The organism is Pantoea sp. XY16 (assembly GCF_025153065.1).
Taxonomy (GTDB): Bacteria; Pseudomonadota; Gammaproteobacteria; order Enterobacterales; family Enterobacteriaceae; genus Pantoea; species Pantoea alfalfae.
Genome location: NZ_JANZNP010000009.1, coordinates 1 through 20,432, shown reverse-complemented (window position 1 = coordinate 20,432; position 20,432 = coordinate 1). Strand labels below are relative to the sequence as shown.

Sequence of the window (20,432 nt, the reverse complement as noted above, 5' to 3'; positions counted from 1 at the left end):
GCGGCAGCACGGCAGCACTCAACAGGCTGCCGTGCTGACCTTCCCAAACGAGGCTCCTTTTATGAATCTATGTCGCTGCTTTTTCAGCCTGCTGCTGCTGCTCCCGCTGTTTGCGAGTGCCGGACCGGCGGCTGATTTTGCCGCCGCCAGCCGCAGCCAGCAGGCCACGCTGCTGCAACAGTGGGCCACCGCACCGGACAGTCATCGCCTGCCGCTGCTGGAAGCGCTGCATGCCGAAACGGTGGTCATCGACCAGAATAAACAGCCGTTCAGCCAGCAGGGATCCACGCTGCAGCCGCTGGATGCGGTGGCGCAGCCCACAGGAAACCTGAAAAAGCTGTTTATGAACAATCGCCTGCGCGTGCTGGTTAACAATGCGCTGGCCGCCCACCAGCTGGTGAGCAGCGATGCGGCACTGCGCCTGCGCGCAGCGCAGCAGTTGCAGAATGGGGGTGCCGCTGACCAGTTGCCGCTGCTGGAACAGCGCCTGGCCGCCGAACAGGACAGCCGGGTGCATGCCGCATTAGCGCTGGCGCTGGCGAACCTGCAACTGGCGGATGACGAGCCGATGGTGCGCCTGCGGGCGGTAAAACTGCTGGGCGAATCCAGCGATCCTAACACGCAGGCCAGTCTGCAACGCCTGACTCAGCCCGCGAATGAGCCGGACGCCACGGTGCGGGCAGCCGCGGCGGAAAGCCTGCAACAGATTCAGAAACGGCTGATGTGGGGCGATCTGCTGGGGCAGGCGTTTAGCGGCCTGTCACTGGGCTCCATCCTGCTGCTGGCTGCGCTGGGCCTGGCGATCACCTATGGCCTGCTGGGGGTGATCAACATGGCGCACGGTGAAATGCTGATGCTCGGCGCGTACGCCACCTGGTGGGTTCAGAGCCTGTTCCAGCAGTTTGCACCGGACTATTTAGCCTGGTATCCGCTGCTGGCGCTGCCGGTCGCCTTTATGGTCACTGCCGCTATCGGTATGGCACTGGAGCGCACCATCATTCGCCATCTCTATGGCCGTCCGCTGGAGACGCTGCTTGCTACCTGGGGGATCAGCCTGATGCTGATCCAGCTGGTGCGGGTGCTGTTCGGGGCGCAGAACCTGGAGGTGGCGAACCCGTCGTGGCTCTCCGGCGGCTTACAGCTGCTGCCTAATCTGGTGCTGCCGTGGAACCGCATCGCGGTAATCCTGTTTGTGGTGTTTGTACTGGCGCTGACCTGGCTGCTGCTGAACCGGACCCGCCTTGGCATGAACGTGCGCGCCGTGACCCAGAACCGCACCATGGCGGAGTGCTGCGGCGTGCCGACCGGCCGCGTCGATATGCTGGCATTTGGCCTCGGTTCGGGCATTGCCGGGCTGGGCGGCGTGGCGCTGTCACAGCTCGGAAACGTCGGGCCGGAGCTGGGTCAGGGCTACATCATCGACTCGTTCCTGGTGGTGGTGCTGGGTGGCGTCGGCCAGTTAGCGGGCACCGTGGTTGCCGCGTTCAGCCTGGGGATTCTGAACAAAGTGCTGGAGCCGCAGATTGGCGCGGTGCTGGGCAAGATCCTGATTCTGGTGATTATCGTGCTGTTTATTCAGAAACGCCCGCAGGGGCTGTTTGCGGTTAAAGGAAGGGTGACTGACTGATGACGCAACCCATCACGCTTCGCGTGGCGCGCACCGCGCCGCGCCTGACGATCGGCATCGGCGTGGCGATCACTCTGGCATTACTGGTGATGCCATTTCTGGCGCTGCTGCCCGCCACGCATCCGCTGGCGATCTCCACCTATACCCTGACGCTGGTCGGCAAAATCCTCTGCTATGCGGTGATCGCGGTGGCGCTGGATCTGGTGTGGGGCTACGCCGGACTGTTGTCGCTGGGTCACGGCCTGTTCTTTGCCCTGGGCGGATATGCCATGGGCATGTACCTGATGCGCCAGGCTGCCGGTGAGGGTTTGCCCGCCTTCATGTCCTTTCTCTCCTGGCGTGAACTTCCCTGGTTCTGGACCGGCACCGACTATTTCGTCTGGGCGCTCTGTCTGAGCATGCTGGTGCCGGGCCTGCTGGCGCTGGTGTTTGGCTTCTTCGCCTTTCGCTCGAAGATCAAAGGCGTCTACTTCTCCATCATGACCCAGGCGCTGACCTACGCCGGAATGCTGCTGTTCTTCCGCAACGAAACCGGTTTTGGCGGCAACAACGGCTTTACCGGCTTTACCACCCTGCTCGGCTTTTCGGTGACGGCGACCGGCACCCGCATCGGGCTGTTTATCGCCACTGTGTTGCTGCTGCTGCTGAGCCTGGGGATCGGCTTTGCCCTGGCGCGCAGCAAGTTTGGCCGGGTGCTGACCGCAGTACGCGATGCCGAAAACCGTCTGATGTTCTGTGGTTACGACCCGCGCGGCTTCAAGCTGTTTGTCTGGACGCTCTCCGCCGTGCTGTGCGGCCTGGCCGGGGCGCTCTATGTGCCGCAGGTCGGCATTATCAATCCGGGTGAGATGTCACCGGCCAACTCGATAGAAGCGGCAATCTGGGTGGCGCTGGGCGGACGCGGCACGCTGATAGGCCCACTGCTGGGCGCGGCGATTGTGAACGGCGCGCGCAGCTTCTTCACCGTCGCCTTCCCTGAATACTGGCTCTTCTTCCTGGGACTGATGTTTATCCTGGTCACGCTGTTTCTGCCGCACGGCGTGATTGGCCTGCTGCGTCGGAGGAAAAAATGAGTGATGTCCTGTTTACCCAGACTCAACTGGCGGATCGCCATCGGGCGCAGCGCGATCCGGTGCTGCAACTGGAGAAAATCAGCGTGTCGTTTGACGGCTTCCGGGCGCTGACCGATCTGTCGCTGCAGATCAGCGTCGGTGAACTGCGCTGCGTGATCGGCCCTAACGGTGCGGGCAAAACCACGCTGATGGATGTGATTACCGGCAAAACGCGTCCTGACGCTGGCCGGGTGATCTACGACCAGGACAGCGATCTGACCCGCCTTTCACCGGTGGAGATCGCCCGCGCCGGGATCGGCCGTAAGTTCCAGAAACCCACGGTGTTTGAGGCGTTAACCGTGTTCGAGAATCTGGAGATCGCGCTCAAAGACGACAAATCGGTCTGGGCCAGCCTGCGCGCCCGCCTCAGCGGCGAACAGCGTGACCGCATTGATGAGGTGCTGAAACTGCTGCGGCTGGGCGGCGAACGCCAGCGTCGCGCGGGCCTGCTGTCACACGGCCAGAAGCAGTTTCTGGAGATCGGCATGCTGCTGGTGCAGGAGCCGCATCTGCTGCTGCTGGATGAACCGGCCGCGGGTATGACCGATGCCGAAACGGCCTACACCGCCGAGCTGTTCCGCAGCCTGGCGGGCAAGCATTCGCTGATGGTGGTGGAGCATGACATGGGCTTTGTCGAGACTATCGCCGACCATGTCACCGTGCTGCATCAGGGACAGGTACTGGCCGAGGGTTCGCTGCGCGACGTGCAGTCCAACGAGCAGGTTATCGACGTTTATCTGGGGCGCTGAAATGTTACAGGTTACTGAACTGAATCAATATTATGGCGGCAGTCATATTCTGCGCGGCCTGTCATTTGAGGTTAAGATTGGCGAAATTACCTGTCTGCTGGGGCGCAACGGCGTGGGGAAAACCACGCTGCTGAAATGCCTGATGGGGCTGATTCCGGCGAAGTCAGGCGAGATTCACTGGCAGCAGCAGCGCATGAATGGCCGCAAGCCGCACCAGCGGGTGCAGGCGGGCATCGCCTATGTGCCGCAGGGTCGGGAAATCTTTCCGCGTCTGACGGTGGAAGAGAACCTGCTGATGGGCCTTTCACGCTTTCCGGCTGCCCAGGCACGTGAAGTACCGGAGGAGATCTACCAACTTTTTCCGGTGCTGCTGGCGATGAAGTCACGCCGGGGCGGCGATCTCTCAGGCGGTCAGCAGCAGCAACTGGCGATCGGCCGGGCGCTGGCCTGCCGGCCACAGCTGCTGATCCTCGACGAGCCGACCGAAGGGATCCAGCCTTCGGTGATCAAAGAGATCGGCGCGGTAATCCGCCAGCTGGCGCAGCGGGGCGATATGGCGATCCTGCTGGTGGAGCAGTTTTATGACTTCGCAGCGGAGCTGGCGGACAGTTATCTGGTGATGTCGCGCGGGGAGATCGTGCAGCGTGGCCGCGGCGACACCATGGAAGCTGAGGGTGTGCGCGGCCTGGTGGCGATTTAAATCCGGCTCAGAGCAGGCCGGTCTCGACGGAGAAGTGCCGCTCTTCGCCGCTGGCCAGGGCGATCAGCGTACCGGCCTGCTGCGCGGCCAGAAAGCCCTCTGGACGACAGGTGGCGGGCAGAATGTAGGCCGCCACCTGCTGATCGTGGTTATGCAGCAGCCAGCGGGTCGCGTGCGGAAACTGCGCGGTAGAGAAGCGCGTCATCAGCGCATAGCCCTGCGGCGAATGCAGCTCAAACTGCACGTCATCGCCATACTGCGGCAGATCGTCCGCGAAGAAGACGATCTCCGGATCGCAGAGTTGCGGCTGATCGAGCTGTTGTAACGCCTGTGGATCGCGCGATAAGTGATCCGTGTACTCGCGCCAGGCAGGTGTGGGTTTAAGGTGTGCGGGGATCGAGCGACGCAGCTGGAATGCCCGATCGGGAATCGACTGCCGGAAGCGTCCCTGGTCGATCCACGCGCTGTTGAGGTGACACATATACTGCAGCGGCATCGCCGCGCCCGCCAGATTAGTCACCGTCATCGCTATCGTCAGACGGGGCCGATCGGCCTGAAGGCGGACGGCAGGTGCCGCAAGGTAGTGATGGCCGAAGCCTTTAACATATTCACACTCCCCTTCCAGCGACAGCGTCTGATCCTCCAGCACCAGCCAGGCGCTGTCCATGCGGGCGCAGGCCATCTCACCGTGCAGCGGATGATCGTCCTCTGGTGCGGGACAGCCGTTGGCCAGCAGTCCCGAATGAAAGGCAAAACAGCCGTAAGTGTCGATGATCGACTTGGCGGGCAGCGGCTGTTTAAAACTGTGGCCCATGGTCAGATTGTGCTCGTCGAACTGCACGTCCCAGACCATCTGTCCGAGAAATGGCAGCACGGTCACGCTGCCGCGCCGGTTATGAATGCGCACCGCCTCAATTCCCGCCGGATAGCGAAACAGCTCAACCCGGAAGTCATCGCTCTCTAACAGCACCCAGGGTGTGGTGTGAAACTGTTCACGGGCTAAAGGTAAACGGGTTTTCATGGTGACTCCTCCGCCAGACGACCGGTCGCAACCAGCTGTTTTTTATGGCGCAGTTCGCCATAGAAGTAGAATCCGACCCAGGCGAAACAGAGCAGCGAGACGCCAAATGCCCGCTGCATCGAACCCAGTGAGTCCGAAACCAGGCCCTGCAGCGCCGGGACAAAGGCCGCACCGACAATCGCCATCACGATAAACGCGCCTGCGACTTCGGTGTATTTGTTATCGACCGTCGCCAGCGTTCCCGCGTAGATCGTCGCCCAGCAGGGACCAAACAGCACGCTGACAAACACAGCGGCGTAGACGGCGGTAAAGTTCGGCACCAGCATCACATAGGCCAGCGTCAGCACGCCCAGCACCGAATAGGCGATCAGCACTTTCTCGGCACGGAAGCGGGTCATCAGGAAGTTCGCCACGAACTTACCGATAAAAAAGCAGACGAAGCTGTAGATCATAAAGTTAGAGGCGTGACGTTCGTTGGTCGCCCCCAGCGTCAGCGCCAGACGAATGGTAAACGACCAGACCGCGACCTGCATGCCAACATAGAGGAACTGGGTCACAATGCCGCGTTTAAAGTGACGATTAGCGGCCAGATAGCGGAAGGTCTCGCCCAGCGAGGGGCGCGATCTCTCATTACTCTCAGGTTTGCAGCGCGGATAGCGGGTGAACATAAACAGCAGCATCACGACTACCAGCACCATCACCAGATATTTGTAAGGCTCCAGCGTGTGCTCCAGCATCGTCAGACGGAAGGCATGCGCCTGCTCTGCCGTCATCGTCGCCATCTGACTCTCCAGGCTGTCGCCCTCCTGGAACACCAGATATTTACCCAGCACGATCCCCATTAGCGCACCAATCGGATAGAAGGTCTGGCTGACGTTGAGGCGCAGCGTCGCATGGTCACGATGACCAATCATCGAGCTGTAGGTATTGGCCGCAGTTTCCAGGAAGCTCAGGCCGATGGCGATAGCAAAGATCGCCGCCAGGAACATGGTGTAGGTCGCCATGTGCGAAGCGGGATAAAAGGCGATACAGCCAGCGATATAGAGTGCCAGGCCGATCATGATTGCCATCTTGTAACTGGTTTTACGGATCACCAGCGAGGCGGGGATCGCAATCAGAAAATAGCCGCCATAAAAGGCGCTCTGCACCAGCGCACTGGCAAAATCGCTCAGGGCGAACACGCTTTTAAACTGGGTGATCAGGATATCGTTAAGACTCGCTGCACAACCCCAGAGCGGAAAGAGGCACGACAGCAGAATGAACTGGAACAGCGGCGTTTTATTCAGATAGCCATCAGATTGCTGAACAATTTTCTGTTGCATAGCAGAACCTCAGTTACGGTTGAGAAAACGCTGGAAACACTCGGCGTCGGGATAAGCGCGCTGGGTGCCGCGCCCGGTGACGCTGCAGGCGGCATAAGCAGAGGCCTGGGTCATAGCGGCGACCACATCGCCGGTTTTCACCAGCAGATACGCGAAACAGCCGATAAAGGCATCGCCCGCACCGCTGGTATCCACCGCCTGAACCGGCGTGGCGGCCACGCGATGGATCTCGTCGCCGCTCATCCAGACCGAGCCCCGGCTGCCCAACGTGATAATCAGATTTTTAAGGCCATGCTTCAGCAGCGACTGCCCGGCCAGGATCACCTCTTCATCAGTGTTGACCGGCAGGCCGGTGAGGATCTCCAGCTCGGTTTCGTTCGGCATAAAGAAGTCGCATTTGCAGGCGTAGTGAATATCCAGCGTGGCGACGGCCGGCGCCGGATTCAGGATCACGCTGATCTGATGCTGGCGGGCAAAATCGATGGCGTAATAGACCGTTTCCAGCGGGATCTCCAGTTGCAGGATGATCAGCTCACAGGCTTTCAGCGCCTCTGCCGCGTCGTCGATATCGGCCGGTTTCAGCTGCTGGTTGGCCCCTTTGATGATCAGAATGCGGTTCTGCGACTGGTCATCGACAAAAATCGGTGCCACGCCGCTGGAGACGCCTGTTGCAGTAGTGACAAAGCGCGTGTCCACGCCCTGCTGCTGCAGATTAGCAACGGTGTTGGGAGCAAAGAGATCGTCGCCGACCTTGCTGACCATCATTACGTTGCCACCCATTTTCGCGGCCGCGACCGCCTGGTTAGCGCCTTTACCGCCGCAGCCAATGGCAAAGTCGGGCGCTTCAAGGGTTTCGCCCGCTTTCGGCAGGCTGTTGGTATAGGTAATCAGATCGACCATGTTTGAGCCGATAACCGCAATTGTCATGACAGAACTCCCGGATGTTTTCACACTTAAAATGTTATTAAATTAACAATAACCTTTCTTAAAGGTTAAATATGTGACAAAAACCACATCCTGAAGTGGCAGATACCGGCGGTAAACGGCATAAAGGGGGATTTAAAGTGTTACTATTATAACAAGATAACATCAGGGGCCATGACGGCTGAGAGATGTTACCGCCAGTGATGATGGGCCGGGATCACCGCACGGCGGAGGTTTGCGGCTCTTACAGATTGCGGGTAAGATTGACTGCCAGCCTGGCGGATGAGACGCAACTCATTCAAATCTGTGAGGTTTGTCGCGATATAGCGTCGATTCCGGCGTTCCTGCTCCGCACTACAGGATAGGTAACAGAGAGATGACCATGGAAACCCGGCGCGACGAACGCATTCACAAGCTGACCCAGGCGCTTAAACGCACCGACAAACTGCATCTGAAAGATGCGGCCCACTTGTTAGGCGTCTCAGAGATGACGGTTCGCCGTGATTTAACCGAGCCAGGCTCCAGCGTGGTCCTGCTGGGCGGCTATATCGTCAGCGACCCGAAAAGTCATGCCGGTCACTATTTTGTCAGCGATCAGCATGGGCAGAATGCCGCCAGAAAGCAGCGGCTGGCGCAGACGGCAGCCAGCCTGATCAGCGAAAACGATACGGTCTTCTTTGACTGCGGCACTACCCTGCCCTATATCGTTGATGCCATTCCTGACACGCTGTCATTTACTGCCATCTGCTGCGCCATGAACACCTTTCTGACCCTGAAAGAGAAACCGGCCTGTAGTGTGATTCTGAGCGGCGGTGAATTTCATGCCGACAATGCGCTGTTTACGCCGATTGGCGTGCATACCCTCCTGGACGATCTCTGTCCGACGCTGGCCTTTATCTCTGCGGCGGGCATCGACAAAGATCAGGGGGCGACCTGCTACAACACCAATGAGCTGATGATGAAACATCACGCCATGCTGCGTGCCCAAAAGTCGGTGCTGGTGGCGGACAGCAGTAAATATGGCAAAGTGCTGCCCGCCCGCATCGCCGGGCTACAGCGCTTTGATCTGCTGGTGAGTGACAGCGCGCCCGACCAGGCATTGCAGAACTGGCTGGCACAGCAGGCGATACCACTGCGCCTGCCCTGAGGCCTGCCCCGGTACTATCGTCAGCAATTGAGCGCGGAAATCAGTCAGTTATCCCGCACGCCGTCCGGCATCCCTTCTGCCCGGCGAATATTCGCCGCCCCCTGGCTGGGATTAAACGGTGAAAAAGGCTAAACTTCGACATCATTCCAACGACCAACAGACCCAGAGGCTCAAACCAACGTGGCTCAATTCGTCTATAGCATGCATCGCGTCGGCAAAGTAGTTCCGCCGAAGCGTCATATCCTGAAAAACATCTCGCTCAGCTTCTTCCCTGGCGCAAAAATCGGCGTACTCGGCCTGAACGGTGCGGGTAAATCTACCCTGCTGCGCATCATGGCCGGCATCGATAAAGATATCGAAGGGGAAGCGCGTCCGCAGCCAGGCATCAAGATTGGCTACCTGCCGCAGGAGCCGCAGCTTAACCTTGAACACACCGTGCGTGAGTCGGTTGAAGAAGCACTGTCAGAAGTGGTTGGCGCACTGAAACGTCTCGACGAAGTCTATGCGCTCTATGCCGAAGAGGGTGCAGACTTCGACAAGCTGGCCGCCGAGCAGGGCCGTCTGGAAGAGATCATCCAGGCACACGATGGTCACAACCTGAATACCCAGCTGGAACGTGCTGCCGATGCGCTGCGCCTGCCAGACTGGGACGCGAAAATCGCCACCCTTTCCGGTGGTGAACGTCGCCGCGTCGCCCTGTGCCGCCTGCTGCTGGAAAAACCAGACATGCTGCTGCTGGACGAACCAACGAACCACCTGGACGCCGAATCTGTCGCCTGGCTGGAGCGTTTCCTGCATGACTTCGAAGGCACCGTCGTGGCGATCACGCATGACCGTTACTTCCTGGATAACGTGGCAGGCTGGATTCTGGAACTTGACCGCGGTGAAGGTATTCCGTGGGAAGGCAACTACTCCTCCTGGCTGGAGCAGAAAGATGCGCGTCTGGCGCAGGAAGCCTCTTCTGAAGCGGCTCGTCGTAAGTCGATTGAGAAAGAGCTGGAGTGGGTTCGTAAAGGACCAAAAGGCCAGCAGTCTAAAGGCAAAGCCCGTCTGGCACGCTTTGAAGAGCTGAATAACACCGACTACCAGAAGCGTAACGAAACCAACGAACTGTTCATTCCGCCAGGTGCCCGTCTGGGTGACAAAGTGCTGGAAGTCAGCAATCTGCGTAAGTCCTATGGCGACCGTGTGCTGATTGACGATCTCTCGTTCTCTGTGCCAAAAGGCGCGATTGTCGGGATTATCGGTCCGAACGGCGCGGGTAAATCCACCCTGTTCCGTATGATGTCCGGTCAGGAACAGCCTGATTCCGGCAGCATCGTGCTGGGTGAGACCGTTAAGCTGGCCTCCGTCGATCAGTTCCGCGACAGCATGGACAATTCCAAAACCGTGTGGGAAGAAGTTTCCGGTGGTCAGGACATCATGCGTATCGGTAACACCGAGATGCCAAGCCGCGCCTATGTCGGCCGCTTTAACTTTAAAGGCGTCGATCAGGGCAAACGCGTGGGCGAACTGTCGGGTGGTGAGCGTGGTCGTCTGCACCTCGCGAAGCTGCTGCAGGTTGGCGGCAACATGCTGCTGCTCGATGAGCCAACCAACGACCTGGACATTGAAACCCTGCGCGCGCTGGAAAACGCCCTGCTGGAGTTCCCGGGCTGTGCGATGGTGATCTCGCATGACCGCTGGTTCCTGGACCGTATCGCCACGCACATTCTGGATTATCAGGATGAGGGCAACATCGAATTCTTCGAAGGTAACTTTACCGAATATGAAGAGTACAAGAAGCGTACCCTCGGCGCCGACGCGCTGGAGCCGAAGCGCATCAAGTACAAACGTATGACGAAGTAATCGCAGTCTGATTAATACTAAAAAGGGAAGCGGATGCTTCCCTTTTTTATTTTTTTAAAGCGGCATCCATTCTTCAACATGCCCTTGATGCTCATCATCATGTGTTTTAAATAAAATGCAGGTTAATTTACTTTTTTTATCATAACCAATGACAATATTATCACCAGGCACTGCGAGCTCCATTACCGGATTGCCTTCATAATAAAGCCGAAATTCAGACCGGCTTTCATGTGACTTTCTGGCATCATACCAAGTCAGTGATGCACTACAGCTGACATCACTGCCCCTGAGTACAAAATCTGCTTCGATATCTTTATTTTCATTACCTAAAATATTTTTAAGAGCTGCTACACCATTAAACTCTCTTTGATCATAAAGTTCACTTTTTGATAAAGTTTTAATACATGCACTTTTTAAATTTTGAGCTTTCATAACATTTCTCTTCCTTTGAGAAGAACGGGAAATGCCATCGTAATTAATGCAATGTAATTTTCTGCTACGGGTGTCAAAGTTACAGGTTGCGGTTATAACTTTTATTTTAAGTTCAGCGATAAAACTCCCTGAACACCGGTGACTGCAGCGCGAACTCAATAAAGCGCGCCAGCGCAGGTGAATTCAGTTTACGGCCCGGATAGACCAGCCACAGCTCATTCCCCTCGATTTCCCATTCCGGCAGTACCGGCACCAGTCGGGGATCCGCCATCGCCCCGTCGGTCAGAAAGTGCGGCAGCAGCGTAATACCCGCATCGCCCAGCGCCGATTCGCGCGCATAGAGTAAATTGTCGGTGAGATGGCCTGGCGGCAGCAGCCAGCGATAGAACTCGTCATCGCGCTGCAACACCCATTCATTCCAGGCGCGATGCGCAATACAGCGGTGGGCCGAGAGCTGCTGTGGGTGAAGCAGCGGTGGATGCTGATTAAGATAGTGCTGAGAAGCCACCAGCAGTCGCGGGCAGTTGCCTATCCGGCGGCCAATCAGCGAGGACTCCTGCGGCTGACCGGTGCGCAGCGCCACATCAAAGCCCTCCTGTACCAGATCGCGCATCTCATCGGAGATCGAGACATCCAGCGTCACATCAGGATAAAGACGTAAAAACTCTGCATTACAGCGCGCCAGCAGCGTGGCACCAATGCCTGCCGGGCTGGTAATGCGCAGGCGCCCGCTGGGGTTTTCCCGCAGGCTGGCAATCGCCTGATCGGCGCGCTCACTGGCCTGCATCATCTCCTGGCAATGCAGCAGATAGCGCTCACCGGCAAAGGTCAGGTTGAGCTGGCGGGTGGTGCGATTCAGCAGCCGGATCCCCAGCCGCTGTTCCAGCTGACTGATGCGCTGACTGACGCTCGATTTGGGCAGACCCGCGCGTTCTGCCGCGCCGGTAAAGCTGCCGCATTCCGCCACCAGCGCAAACAGCGCCATATCCTGCCACTGACGAAATGCCATTGTTCACCTCAGACGAACACTCTATGAGAGATTGTCCATCTTATCACCGCTAAAATCAGGTTCTACACTTAAGACACTGACCAAGGAGAATCTTTATGTCTATTCGCGCTATCGCAGTTAATCCCGAAAATCCGGAAAACTTTACCGAAATTTTTCCTGAAACCCCTACGCCAGGTGAGTATGACCTGCGGGTCGAAGTCAAAGCCGCGTCGGTCAACCCGGTCGATACCAAGGTGCACAAAGGGGCGAAGAAGAACGGCTTACAGCAGCCACGCATTCTCGGCTGGGATGCCAGTGGCGTTGTGCTGGAAGTGGGCAGCTCAGTCAGCAACTTTAAGCCTGGCGATGAAGTCTTCTATGCGGGCGATCTGACCCGCCCTGGCAGTAACAGCACCGAACAGCTGGTTGACTCACGCATCACCGGTCACAAGCCAGAGAGCCTGGACTGGGCGCAGTCGGCGGCGATCCCGCTAACGGCCCTGACCGCCTGGGAAGGCCTGTTTGAGCGACTGAACCTGGAGACCGCAACGGAAGATCAGACGCTGCTGATCGTCGGCGGCGCGGGCGGTGTCGGATCGCTGGCGATCCCGCTGGCGAAACTGCGCAGCAAGGTGAAGATCATTGCGACAGCCTCGCGTGAAGATTCCGCCCAGTGGTGCCGCGATCGCGGAGCCGATCTGGTGATCAACTACAAAGATATGATCGGTGAGCTGGAGAAACAGGGCATTAAGCAGGTCGATTATATCTTCTGCCTGAATGACACCGACGGTCACTGGGAAACCATGGCGAAGCTGATCGCTCCGCAGGGTCATATCTGCACCATCGTGGAAAACGAACATCCCCTGTCGATGGACCAGCTGAAGCTGAAGAGTGCGGCACTGCACTTCGAGCTGATGTATACCCGCAGCATGTTCAATACACCGGATATGGCGCGTCAGGGCGAGATTCTGGATGCGGTATCGGCGTTGCTGGATGAAGGTAAGCTGCAGACCACGCTGAGCGAAACACTGCATGGCTTAAGCGTTGAGACTTTAACCGCCGCCCACCAGCGCGTGCTGGAAGGCCACATGCGCGGCAAAGTGGTGATGGTCTATTAATGCCCTGACCCGGCTGCCGTGCGGCAGACCGGGCCAATGCATGCGTTACGGCTGGGCGTTTTTCTCGCCCAGCATCGCTTTCACCAGCTCAATACAGCGCAGGAAACGGGCGTCATAATCATCTTCCTTCACGTGCAGGAAGTCGATGTTATTTTCCCGCAGCATCGTGACCAGCATCGACTGAAACTCCCGCCGATCCACTGAACTGCCCAGGCTGCGCAAGCCATCCGCGACCCAGGGCACGTTGTTTTCCAGCAGGATCACCAGATCAAAACGATACTCATCGATCAGCGCCTGCACAAAGGGATGTTCACGCCCTTCATATTTGAGACAAAACGCCTGCGTGGTCACAAAGTCGGTGTCGATAAACGCCACTTTATTCGCGTATTTGACGGCGAAATCGATGTACTGCGCCTGTCCCAGCGCGATCTTGTCGTAATCGGAATATTGCAGCGCCATTTCGTCACCGCCCAGATGGGAAAAGACATAGTCGCGGCCATATTCCCAGGCACTGGTAGTGTTGAAGATGTTGGCGAGTTTATTCACCAGCGTCGATTTACCGCTCGACTCTCCGCCGAGGATCGCCACGGTACGCACAAAGAACGGTTTCACTTCAGTCGGGATGTAGTCCCAGAAGCGGAACGGATCCTGACGAATCTGCGCGCCGCTGATGCTCATAAAGGATCGGTTGGGATCGACCAGCACGGTCTGAATGCCCAGGTGCTGCTGGTACATCTCCGCATCGGGCGCTTCGCTGGTGTAGATGCAGTCCGGCGCAATGCCGTGCTCGCTGAGAAACGCGCTGACGCCTTTACTCCACACATCCCAGCCGTGCGGATAGGGTTCGATCCCCTCTTCATCAAAGGCGTGAATACGAATATTTTTCTGATACTTAAAGGTCTGCAGCAGCCAGCGCAGGCGATCGCTGACTGTCGGCTGCTGTGACATCGCGCTGTTCTCAAACAGCTCGCGGTCGCGCGGCTCGTCATAACCCATAATGATATGCAGCTCATCCACCTGACTACAGGCGCGCTGAATCAGATAGATATGGCCGGTATGCAGCGGATAGAACTTACCAAACACCACGCCCACCGTTTTATCGCGGCGCGGAAACTCCAGTCCCAGAAAGCGGTGCAGCGCCTCCAGCTTTTGCGCGCTGGGGCTTTTGATTTTGGCATTGAGTAACTGGCTCAGATAGCCTTTGGTCATGCCGCTGGCATCAGCGACCTGTTGCAGCGTATGGCCCTGCTGGCGAATGGCCGTTTTCAGATAATCAAACGACGACATGTCGTGCCTCCTGCATCAATGCGGTTAAGGTGGGAGCGGCCAGCCAGCGGCTTTTCGCTGGCGGCCGCAGGCGCGTTACAGATCGTCCAGAATCGCCAGCGCATCGGCCAGCTTCTTCGCGCTGAAAACCTGCATCCCGGCAATCGGTTTTTTCGGTGCATTCCCTGCCGGCACAATGGCGCGTTTGAAGCCATGCTTCGCCGCTTCAGCGATGCGCTCCTGCCCGCTGGGCACCGGACGGATCTCACCGGCCAGTCCTACTTCGCCGAAGATCACCAGATCCTGCGGAAGCGGACGATCGCGCAGGCTCGACACCATCGACAGCATCAGCGCCAGGTCTGCACTGGTTTCGGTGACTTTGACGCCGCCCACGACGTTAACGAACACATCCTGATCGGCCATCTGCAATCCGCCGTGACGGTGCAATACTGCCAGCAGAATCGCCAGGCGGTTCTGCTCCAGACCCACTGCCACGCGGCGTGGATTGCCCATCATCGAATGATCGACCAGCGCCTGAATCTCCACCAGCAGCGGTCGCGTTCCCTCCCACAGCACCATCACCGAACTGCCCGAGGTGATCTCTTCGCCGCGCGACAGGAAAATAGCTGACGGGTTGCTGACTTCACGCATGCCCTGCTCGGTCATGGCAAACACACCCAGCTCATTCACCGCGCCGAAGCGGTTTTTATGGCTGCGCAGCGTGCGGAAGCGGGAATCAGCATCGCCATCCAGCAGCACTGAACAGTCGATGCAGTGCTCCAGCACTTTCGGCCCGGCCAGCGAACCATCTTTGGTGACGTGGCCGACCATGATGATCGCCACGCCGCGCGTTTTGGCGAAGCGCGTCAGGTAAGCGGCGGTTTCACGCACCTGAGCAACGCTGCCCGGCGATGACTGGATCTCCGCCATGTGCATGACCTGGATCGAGTCGATCACCATCAGTTGCGGCTGCTCCTGCTCGGCGATCAGGCAGATCTGCTCAATGCTGGTTTCCGACAGCATATTGACATTTTCGGTGGGTAATCCCAGACGATGGGCGCGCATCGCCACCTGTTGCAGTGACTCTTCACCGGTGACGTAAAGGGTTTTCATCCCTTCGGACAACCGGCACATCACCTGCAGCAGCAGCGTGGATTTGCCCGCGCCCGGACTGCCGCCAATCAGAATAGCGCTGCCCGGCACGACGCCGCCGCCCAGTACCCGGTCAAACTCTTTGAAGCTGGTCGAGAAGCGCGGTAACGCCTCCAGGCTGATTTCAGAGAGCTTCTGCACCCGGCTGGTGCCAGCGCTGCCGGCATAACCACTCAGGCGCTCGTTACGCGCAGCGGCGGGCGAGGCGGCGATGCGCACCTCGGTGATGGTGTTCCAGGCGTGACAGGCGCTGCATTGCCCCTGCCAGCGTGGGTAATCTGCGCCACATTCGTTACAGACAAATGCGCGTTTTGCCGCTTTGGCCAAATCAATACCTCTGTTAACGCTCTTCGTGGATCAGGCTGCCGGTGAGGATGCAGAACACCCCCATTAAATCGGCATGGCGAATGGTGACCGCAGTCTGCTCATTCACCTTAGGTTTAGCATGGAACGCAATGCCCAGCGCTGAGGCTTTGATCATCAGCAGGTCATTGGCCCCATCGCCGATCGCCACCGTCTGTTCCGGCGCGATGTCAAAACGCTGCGCCAGCTTCTTCAGGGTATCGGCTTTGTATTGTGCGTCGACAATCGGTCCCAGCACGTTGCCGGTCAGTTTGCCGTCGCGAATTTCAAGTTCATTCGCGACCACCGCCGACAGATGCAGCTTGTCGCGCAGGTATTCGGCGTAGTAGGTAAAGCCGCCAGACGCGATGGCAATCTGCCAGCCCAGCGCCTGCAGCTTCTGCGTCAGGGTGGTTAAGCCTGGCATCAGCGGCAGGGCATCACGCACCTGTTTCAGAATATTGGCGTCCGCCCCCTGCAGCGTGGCCACGCGCTGACGCAGGCTGGCGGTGAAGTCGAGTTCGCCGCGCATCGCGCGTTCCGTGACTTCCGCCACCTGCTCGCCGCAGCCCGCCAGTTTTGCAATCTCATCGATGCACTCGATCTGAATCGCGGTGGAGTCCATATCCATCACCAGCAGGCCTGGCGTTTTGAGATGCGGGATTTTTCCAAGCGGTGCCACGTCCAGCCCGGCGTCGTGCGCCAGCTTGCTGGCAAACGGCGTCAGCGATCCCGCCAGGCGAATCACCTGATACTCATCGACGTTCCAGGCGCTGACGATCACCATCGCCGCACCCAGCTGGTGCTGGTAATCGGTCAGCCGCTGCTTATCCAGACCGCGGCCATACAGCAGCCAGCCGGTACGGCCAGCACGATAATCCAGCGGCATCACTTCATCACCGCTAAGAGAAAGGGGCAAACCCGGCCAGAGGGAGACATCGGCGGGAAGATCGCACCAGGTTAAACGATTTGGCATCAGAGCTCCTGTAGGGACAACAAAACCACGCAAGAGGCTACCTTGTCTGCGTCGCTTCTGGCAACATAATCTCCAGGCTTTCTGTTGTGATATGACCCGGATGATTAATGGCTAAAACCGCACTGAAATTTCGCTTACATCGTACCGTGATTGTTCTTATCTCGATGGCGCTGCTGGTCGTGCTGATGCAGGGCGCCTCCTGGTTTAGTCTCGGCCATCAGACGGCGCGTTCTGAGCAGGTCGAGGAGTTGGCGCATACGCTGACCAGCCAGGTGGCGTTCAGCCTTAAGCCGTTGATGGACAACAGTGAAAATAACCGGAATCAGATCGAAGCCATCCTTAATCAGATGACGGCGAACAGCCGTATTCTGGATGCATCCGTGTATGACGGAGACGGCAGTCTGGTGGCGCACAGCGGTGAAAACATCAATGTCCGCGACCGGCTGGCGCTCGACGGCAAGCGCGCGGGCAGCTATTTCAACCACCAGATTGTGCAGCCGCTGGCCGGAAACGATGGCCCGCTGGGCTTTTTGCGCGTAACGCTGGATACCCACGTGCTGGTCACCGACTCACATCAGGTCGATAACACCACCAATATTCTGCGTCTGATGATGCTGCTGGCGCTGGCGATCGGCATTATTCTCTCCCGTACCCTGCTGCGCCATCGCCGCACCCGCTGGCAGCAGTCGCCGTTTCTGCTTACCGCCAGCACTCCGGTGAAAGAGGATCGGGATGAGGACGACGAGAAGAAAGAGTAACGCGCCTGCGCTGCGGTAAAGATAAAACGAGAAAGGCCCGCTGTGCGGGCCTTTTTTACAGGAAAGTTGCGGATTTGCGAGGCAGCTTCCATCAGCCGATCAGCAGCGCTTCCAGCTCACCCAGCGATTTGACCTGCCAGGTTGGTTTGATATGTTCTGGCAGCGGCCGGGTGCCATGATTGAGCCAGCATGTTTTCACGCCAGCATTCATGCCGCCCAGAATATCTGATTCTGGTGTATCACCCACCATCAGCACCCGCTGCCGATCCGGATTGCCCATACGTTCCAGCGCATAATCAAAGATCTCTGCCGCCGGTTTAGGCACGCCGACCTGCTCAGAGATCACCAGCACCGGGAAGTAATCGCGGAAACCGGTGCGCTCCAGACGCGTCTGCTGCAGCGCGGTAAAGCCATTGGTAATGATCCCCATCTTTACCTTGCCATGCAGTTGATTCATCAGGCTGACTGCACCCGGCAGCGGCGTGCAGATCTCGCCCATCGCGCTGAGGAAGCCGCTGTTGAGGATCTCTGGCGCCACGCTGAGCTTTTCGCTCCAGTGGTTAAAACGCTGAGTCTGCAGCTGTAACGCTGAGATGGTGCCGTTCTGATAATCGACCCACAGCGGTTTGTTGACAGCCTGATAATCGCTGTAATCCTGGTCGGTGAACTGCACGTCATAACCCGCAAACAGGCGCTGTAAACCAGCATAGGCGTCGAAATGAAAAAGGGTATCGTCCGCATCAAACAGGATGCAGTCCCAGTTATCGATCATTAAAGCTCCTTAACACCACTACGGCGTCAGGGCCATGAGAATGGCATCTTCACGGCCGCTGGCGGTGGGATAATAGTTGGGGCGACGACTGACCTGATTGAATCCAAGCTGCTCATAGAGCGCAATGGCGGGCTGGTTCGAGGCCCGCACTTCCAGCCACAGCGTCAGCACGTCGCGTTTAATCAGTTCATCGATCAGATGCTGCAGCAACTGGCGGCCCAATCCCCGGCGCTGAAAAGCGGGATCGACCGCGATGTTAAACAGCGAGGCTTCGTCCAGTACCACCTGCGTAATCGCAAAGGCGGCCATTTTGCCGTCAACATCGAGACGTAAATTGATAAAGCGCTCGCCCTGATTGCTGGCAAACGTCTTTTCACTCCAGGGAAACGCGTGACTACGACACTCAATGGCGTAGGCCTGCGCCAGATCGTCAGGGGTGAGTAAAGAGATGGCTGTCATGGTTACACATCTGTTGCCAGAGCGCGCGTTTGGCGACGCCGCTGCTGATTAGTTCATTGAAAGAGGCGCTGGTTAATGCTACGCCATTGAAAGTCTGTTCGCTCTCTACGCCGAGCAGCCAGCCCGCGCAGTTCAGCGTCTCCGGCAGCATTTGCAGCTGATCCGGCGTCACGGTCATGACCTGTTCGGGTTGCAGATTGAGAGCATGCAGCACGTCGCGCATCAGCGGTTCATGCAGACCGGGCGGTGCGTCAGCGACAATAATTAACTGCGTGTCCGGTGCCAGCGTGACGGCAATTTCGCCCTGAAGCACGCGCGGGCGGCGCAGCTGGTACTGTGTAATTCCCATTTGCTGTAAAAGCCAGTCGCGCCTGGACGTCATGGTGTTACCTGTTCTGCTGCCTGAATGCGTCGCTATGCTAGCAAACCCATCGAACATGCGCCAACAAACCACTATAATCCCCGCTCAGATCTTACAGGAGCCCTACATGTCTGCTTTAACCCCGGCCAGCGAAGTCATTCTGCGCCACAGTGATGAATTTACCGCCCGCCATGTTTTATTTGCTGGCGATCTGCAGGATGACCTGCCCGCTCAGCTGGAAACCGCCTCGTCGCGCGTTCACACCCAGCAATATCATCACTGGCAAAACCTCAGCCGTCGTATGGGCGAGCAGGCGCGTTACGGCATGGTTGCGCAGGCAGAAGATGTGCAGGGCTGCGATACGCTGGTCTACTTCTGGACCAAGAATAAGCCGGAAGTGCAGTTCCAGCTGCAGAACCTGCTCTCTCTGCTGCCGGTCGGCTGTGACGTGTTCGTGGTCGGTGAAAACCGCAGCGGCGTGCGCAGTGCTGAAGGTATGGTGGAGTCGTGGGTGAAACTGGAGAAAATCGACAGCGCGCGTCGCTGTGGTCTCTACCATGGTCGTCTGGACAAACAGCCTGAGTTTGATGCCAGCAGCTTTGGTCATCAGTATCAGCTGGATGGTCTGACGATTCATACCCTGCCTGGCGTCTTCAGCCGTGACGGCCTGGACAGCGGCAGTGCCCTGCTGCTCTCGACCTTTACTCCACATACCAAAGGTAAAGTGCTGGATATGGGCTGTGGCGCAGGCGTGATTGCCGCCTCTCTGCCGGCCCGTTCGCCTAAAGTACGTTTGTGGCTGTGCGACGTGCACGCGGCTGCCATTGAAGCGAGTAAATTGACGCTGGCCGCCAATGGCATTGAGGGCGAAGTCTTCGCCAGCAACGTCTTCTCTGACGTCACGGGGCGTTTCGACATGATTATCTCGAACCCGCCGTTCCATGAAGGTACCCAGACCAGCCTCGACGCCGCCCAGGCGCTGATCCGTGGCGCAGTGAAACACCTGAACACCGGCGGTGAACTGCGTATCGTCGCAAACACCTTCCTGCCCTACCCGCAGGCGCTGGATGAAGCCTTCGGCAGTCACGAAGTTATCGCGCAGACCGGTCGTTTTAAAGTTTATCGTGCTGTTTACGGTCGCGGAGCCAAAACGCGCTAAGCGCTTTTCCCGGCGTTAACTGCGTTGCCGGGCTGAAAACGTTGCTTTTTACAGCGATCGTTTCAGCCCGACGAAATAGTTGTTGACGCAAAGAGTAAAATCTCTAGAATGCGCCTCCGTGGTTGTAACATTCTCAGGATGTTACGGGTATGCGAAGGTGGCGGAATTGGTAGACGCGCTAGCTTCAGGTGTTAGTGTC

The 20,432-nt window shown here is 58.0% G+C and carries 20 protein-coding genes; 9 read left to right on the top strand and 11 right to left on the bottom strand.

All coding sequences use genetic code 11. From position 1 onward, the window contains the following. Positions 1-61: 61 nt before the first annotated feature. The 4 genes from urtB to urtE are packed head-to-tail and all read left to right on the top strand — an operon-like array spanning position 62 to position 4,188. On the top strand, positions 62-1,627 hold the full coding sequence (urtB, locus tag N1689_RS13480) for an urea ABC transporter permease subunit UrtB (protein WP_260059139.1): 1,566 nt from the start codon (positions 62-64) through the stop codon (positions 1,625-1,627). Further along, positions 1,627-2,700, top strand: coding sequence for an urea ABC transporter permease subunit UrtC (urtC, locus tag N1689_RS13475; RefSeq protein ID WP_161731726.1), 1,074 nt, complete (start codon positions 1,627-1,629; stop codon positions 2,698-2,700). The genes urtB and urtC overlap by 1 nt, the downstream gene beginning before the upstream one ends. Beyond that, positions 2,697-3,488 carry an urea ABC transporter ATP-binding protein UrtD gene (gene urtD / locus N1689_RS13470; protein WP_260059138.1) on the top strand — a complete coding sequence of 264 codons (792 nt, stop codon included), beginning with the start codon at positions 2,697-2,699 and terminating at the stop codon, positions 3,486-3,488. The genes urtC and urtD overlap by 4 nt, the downstream gene beginning before the upstream one ends. A 1-nt stretch (position 3,489) precedes the next feature. Next, the gene (urtE, locus tag N1689_RS13465; RefSeq protein WP_033769607.1) at positions 3,490-4,188 is read left to right on the top strand and encodes an urea ABC transporter ATP-binding subunit UrtE; all 699 of its coding nucleotides are present in this window, start codon (positions 3,490-3,492) and stop codon (positions 4,186-4,188) included. A 7-nt stretch (positions 4,189-4,195) separates the two neighbouring features. Here the strand turns inward: urtE and N1689_RS13460 are convergent, their stop codons facing one another. The 3 genes from N1689_RS13460 to rbsK are packed head-to-tail and all read right to left on the bottom strand — an operon-like array spanning position 4,196 to position 7,458. Then, on the bottom strand, positions 4,196-5,209 hold the full coding sequence (locus N1689_RS13460) for an aldose 1-epimerase family protein (RefSeq protein WP_260059137.1): 1,014 nt from the start codon (positions 5,207-5,209) through the stop codon (positions 4,196-4,198). Further along, positions 5,206-6,531: an L-fucose:H+ symporter permease gene (gene fucP / locus N1689_RS13455; RefSeq protein WP_161731731.1), complete on the bottom strand. Its 1,326-nt coding sequence runs from the start codon at positions 6,529-6,531 to the stop codon at positions 5,206-5,208. The genes N1689_RS13460 and fucP overlap by 4 nt, the downstream gene beginning before the upstream one ends. A gap of 9 nt (positions 6,532-6,540) precedes the next feature. After that, the gene (gene rbsK / locus N1689_RS13450; protein WP_161731733.1) at positions 6,541-7,458 is read right to left on the bottom strand and encodes a ribokinase; all 918 of its coding nucleotides are present in this window, start codon (positions 7,456-7,458) and stop codon (positions 6,541-6,543) included. A 379-nt stretch (positions 7,459-7,837) separates the two neighbouring features. Here rbsK and deoR point away from each other — a divergent pair, with 379 nt between their 5' ends. Next, entirely contained in the window at positions 7,838-8,602 is a 765-nt protein-coding gene (gene deoR / locus N1689_RS13445; protein ID WP_161731745.1) for a DNA-binding transcriptional repressor DeoR, read from the top strand. A gap of 180 nt (positions 8,603-8,782) precedes the next feature. Next, complete coding sequence (ettA, locus tag N1689_RS13440) at positions 8,783-10,450, top strand: energy-dependent translational throttle protein EttA (protein WP_013356691.1); 1,668 nt, start codon at positions 8,783-8,785, stop codon at positions 10,448-10,450. Between the two features lie 54 nt (positions 10,451-10,504). On the opposite strand, the gene N1689_RS13435 is transcribed toward ettA, so the two are convergent. Further along, positions 10,505-10,882: a type II restriction endonuclease gene (locus N1689_RS13435; RefSeq protein ID WP_260059136.1), complete on the bottom strand. Its 378-nt coding sequence runs from the start codon at positions 10,880-10,882 to the stop codon at positions 10,505-10,507. A 112-nt stretch (positions 10,883-10,994) separates the two neighbouring features. Further along, a complete protein-coding gene (locus N1689_RS13430) occupies positions 10,995-11,891 on the bottom strand; it encodes a LysR family transcriptional regulator (RefSeq protein ID WP_135910184.1) in 897 nt (298 codons plus the stop codon). Between the two features lie 95 nt (positions 11,892-11,986). Here N1689_RS13430 and N1689_RS13425 point away from each other — a divergent pair, with 95 nt between their 5' ends. Beyond that, entirely contained in the window at positions 11,987-12,988 is a 1,002-nt protein-coding gene (locus tag N1689_RS13425; RefSeq protein ID WP_161735974.1) for a zinc-binding alcohol dehydrogenase family protein, read from the top strand. Positions 12,989-13,033: 45 nt separating this feature from the next. On the opposite strand, the gene nadR is transcribed toward N1689_RS13425, so the two are convergent. From nadR to serB, 3 genes are all read right to left on the bottom strand, one after another. After that, positions 13,034-14,275, bottom strand: a complete 1,242-nt coding sequence (gene nadR / locus N1689_RS13420; RefSeq protein WP_260059134.1) for a multifunctional transcriptional regulator/nicotinamide-nucleotide adenylyltransferase/ribosylnicotinamide kinase NadR — start codon at positions 14,273-14,275, stop codon at positions 13,034-13,036. Between the two features lie 75 nt (positions 14,276-14,350). Further along, positions 14,351-15,733 (bottom strand): DNA repair protein RadA, encoded by a 1,383-nt coding sequence (radA, locus tag N1689_RS13415; protein ID WP_010253610.1) that lies wholly within the window; start codon positions 15,731-15,733, stop codon positions 14,351-14,353. 13 nt (positions 15,734-15,746) lie between these two features. Beyond that, the gene (gene serB, locus N1689_RS13410) at positions 15,747-16,724 is read right to left on the bottom strand and encodes a phosphoserine phosphatase (protein ID WP_161735972.1); all 978 of its coding nucleotides are present in this window, start codon (positions 16,722-16,724) and stop codon (positions 15,747-15,749) included. Positions 16,725-16,831: 107 nt separating this feature from the next. Between serB and N1689_RS13405 the strand changes: the two genes are divergently transcribed. After that, positions 16,832-17,482: a YtjB family periplasmic protein gene (locus N1689_RS13405; RefSeq protein WP_095706238.1), complete on the top strand. Its 651-nt coding sequence runs from the start codon at positions 16,832-16,834 to the stop codon at positions 17,480-17,482. 91 nt (positions 17,483-17,573) lie between these two features. On the opposite strand, the gene yjjG is transcribed toward N1689_RS13405, so the two are convergent. Genes yjjG through N1689_RS13390 form a run of 3 tightly spaced genes read right to left on the bottom strand, consistent with a single transcriptional unit; the run spans position 17,574 to position 19,095 of the window. Next, entirely contained in the window at positions 17,574-18,254 is a 681-nt protein-coding gene (gene yjjG / locus N1689_RS13400) for a pyrimidine 5'-nucleotidase (protein ID WP_253421013.1), read from the bottom strand. Positions 18,255-18,272: 18 nt separating this feature from the next. Then, complete coding sequence (gene rimI, locus N1689_RS13395) at positions 18,273-18,713, bottom strand: ribosomal protein S18-alanine N-acetyltransferase (RefSeq protein WP_161735970.1); 441 nt, start codon at positions 18,711-18,713, stop codon at positions 18,273-18,275. After that, on the bottom strand, positions 18,685-19,095 hold the full coding sequence (locus N1689_RS13390; RefSeq protein ID WP_161735969.1) for a DNA polymerase III subunit psi: 411 nt from the start codon (positions 19,093-19,095) through the stop codon (positions 18,685-18,687). Before N1689_RS13390 ends, rimI begins: the two co-directional genes overlap by 29 nt. Positions 19,096-19,201: 106 nt before the next feature. Between N1689_RS13390 and rsmC the strand changes: the two genes are divergently transcribed. After that, positions 19,202-20,233, top strand: a complete 1,032-nt coding sequence (gene rsmC / locus N1689_RS13385; RefSeq protein WP_033731428.1) for a 16S rRNA (guanine(1207)-N(2))-methyltransferase RsmC — start codon at positions 19,202-19,204, stop codon at positions 20,231-20,233. Positions 20,234-20,432 lie beyond the last annotated feature (199 nt).

Bases quoted from the DNA above. Each gene is read 5' to 3' on its own strand.
- nadR (WP_260059134.1), bottom strand. From the start codon at position 14,275: ATGTCGTCGTTTGATTATCTGAAAACGGCCATTCGCCAGCAGGGCCAT.
- N1689_RS13425 (WP_161735974.1), top strand. From the start codon at position 11,987: ATGTCTATTCGCGCTATCGCAGTTAATCCCGAAAATCCGGAAAACTTT.
- fucP (WP_161731731.1), bottom strand. From the start codon at position 6,531: ATGCAACAGAAAATTGTTCAGCAATCTGATGGCTATCTGAATAAAACG.
- N1689_RS13430 (WP_135910184.1), bottom strand. From the start codon at position 11,891: ATGGCATTTCGTCAGTGGCAGGATATGGCGCTGTTTGCGCTGGTGGCG.
- N1689_RS13390 (WP_161735969.1), bottom strand. From the start codon at position 19,095: ATGACGTCCAGGCGCGACTGGCTTTTACAGCAAATGGGAATTACACAG.
- N1689_RS13405 (WP_095706238.1), top strand. From the start codon at position 16,832: ATGGCTAAAACCGCACTGAAATTTCGCTTACATCGTACCGTGATTGTT.
- serB (WP_161735972.1), bottom strand. From the start codon at position 16,724: ATGCCAAATCGTTTAACCTGGTGCGATCTTCCCGCCGATGTCTCCCTC.
- urtC (WP_161731726.1), top strand. From the start codon at position 1,627: ATGACGCAACCCATCACGCTTCGCGTGGCGCGCACCGCGCCGCGCCTG.
- rsmC (WP_033731428.1), top strand. From the start codon at position 19,202: ATGTCTGCTTTAACCCCGGCCAGCGAAGTCATTCTGCGCCACAGTGAT.
- urtE (WP_033769607.1), top strand. From the start codon at position 3,490: ATGTTACAGGTTACTGAACTGAATCAATATTATGGCGGCAGTCATATT.
- urtB (WP_260059139.1), top strand. From the start codon at position 62: ATGAATCTATGTCGCTGCTTTTTCAGCCTGCTGCTGCTGCTCCCGCTG.
- rbsK (WP_161731733.1), bottom strand. From the start codon at position 7,458: ATGACAATTGCGGTTATCGGCTCAAACATGGTCGATCTGATTACCTAT.
- urtD (WP_260059138.1), top strand. From the start codon at position 2,697: ATGAGTGATGTCCTGTTTACCCAGACTCAACTGGCGGATCGCCATCGG.
- N1689_RS13460 (WP_260059137.1), bottom strand. From the start codon at position 5,209: ATGAAAACCCGTTTACCTTTAGCCCGTGAACAGTTTCACACCACACCC.
- rimI (WP_161735970.1), bottom strand. From the start codon at position 18,713: ATGACAGCCATCTCTTTACTCACCCCTGACGATCTGGCGCAGGCCTAC.
- deoR (WP_161731745.1), top strand. From the start codon at position 7,838: ATGGAAACCCGGCGCGACGAACGCATTCACAAGCTGACCCAGGCGCTT.
- N1689_RS13435 (WP_260059136.1), bottom strand. From the start codon at position 10,882: ATGAAAGCTCAAAATTTAAAAAGTGCATGTATTAAAACTTTATCAAAA.
- yjjG (WP_253421013.1), bottom strand. From the start codon at position 18,254: ATGATCGATAACTGGGACTGCATCCTGTTTGATGCGGACGATACCCTT.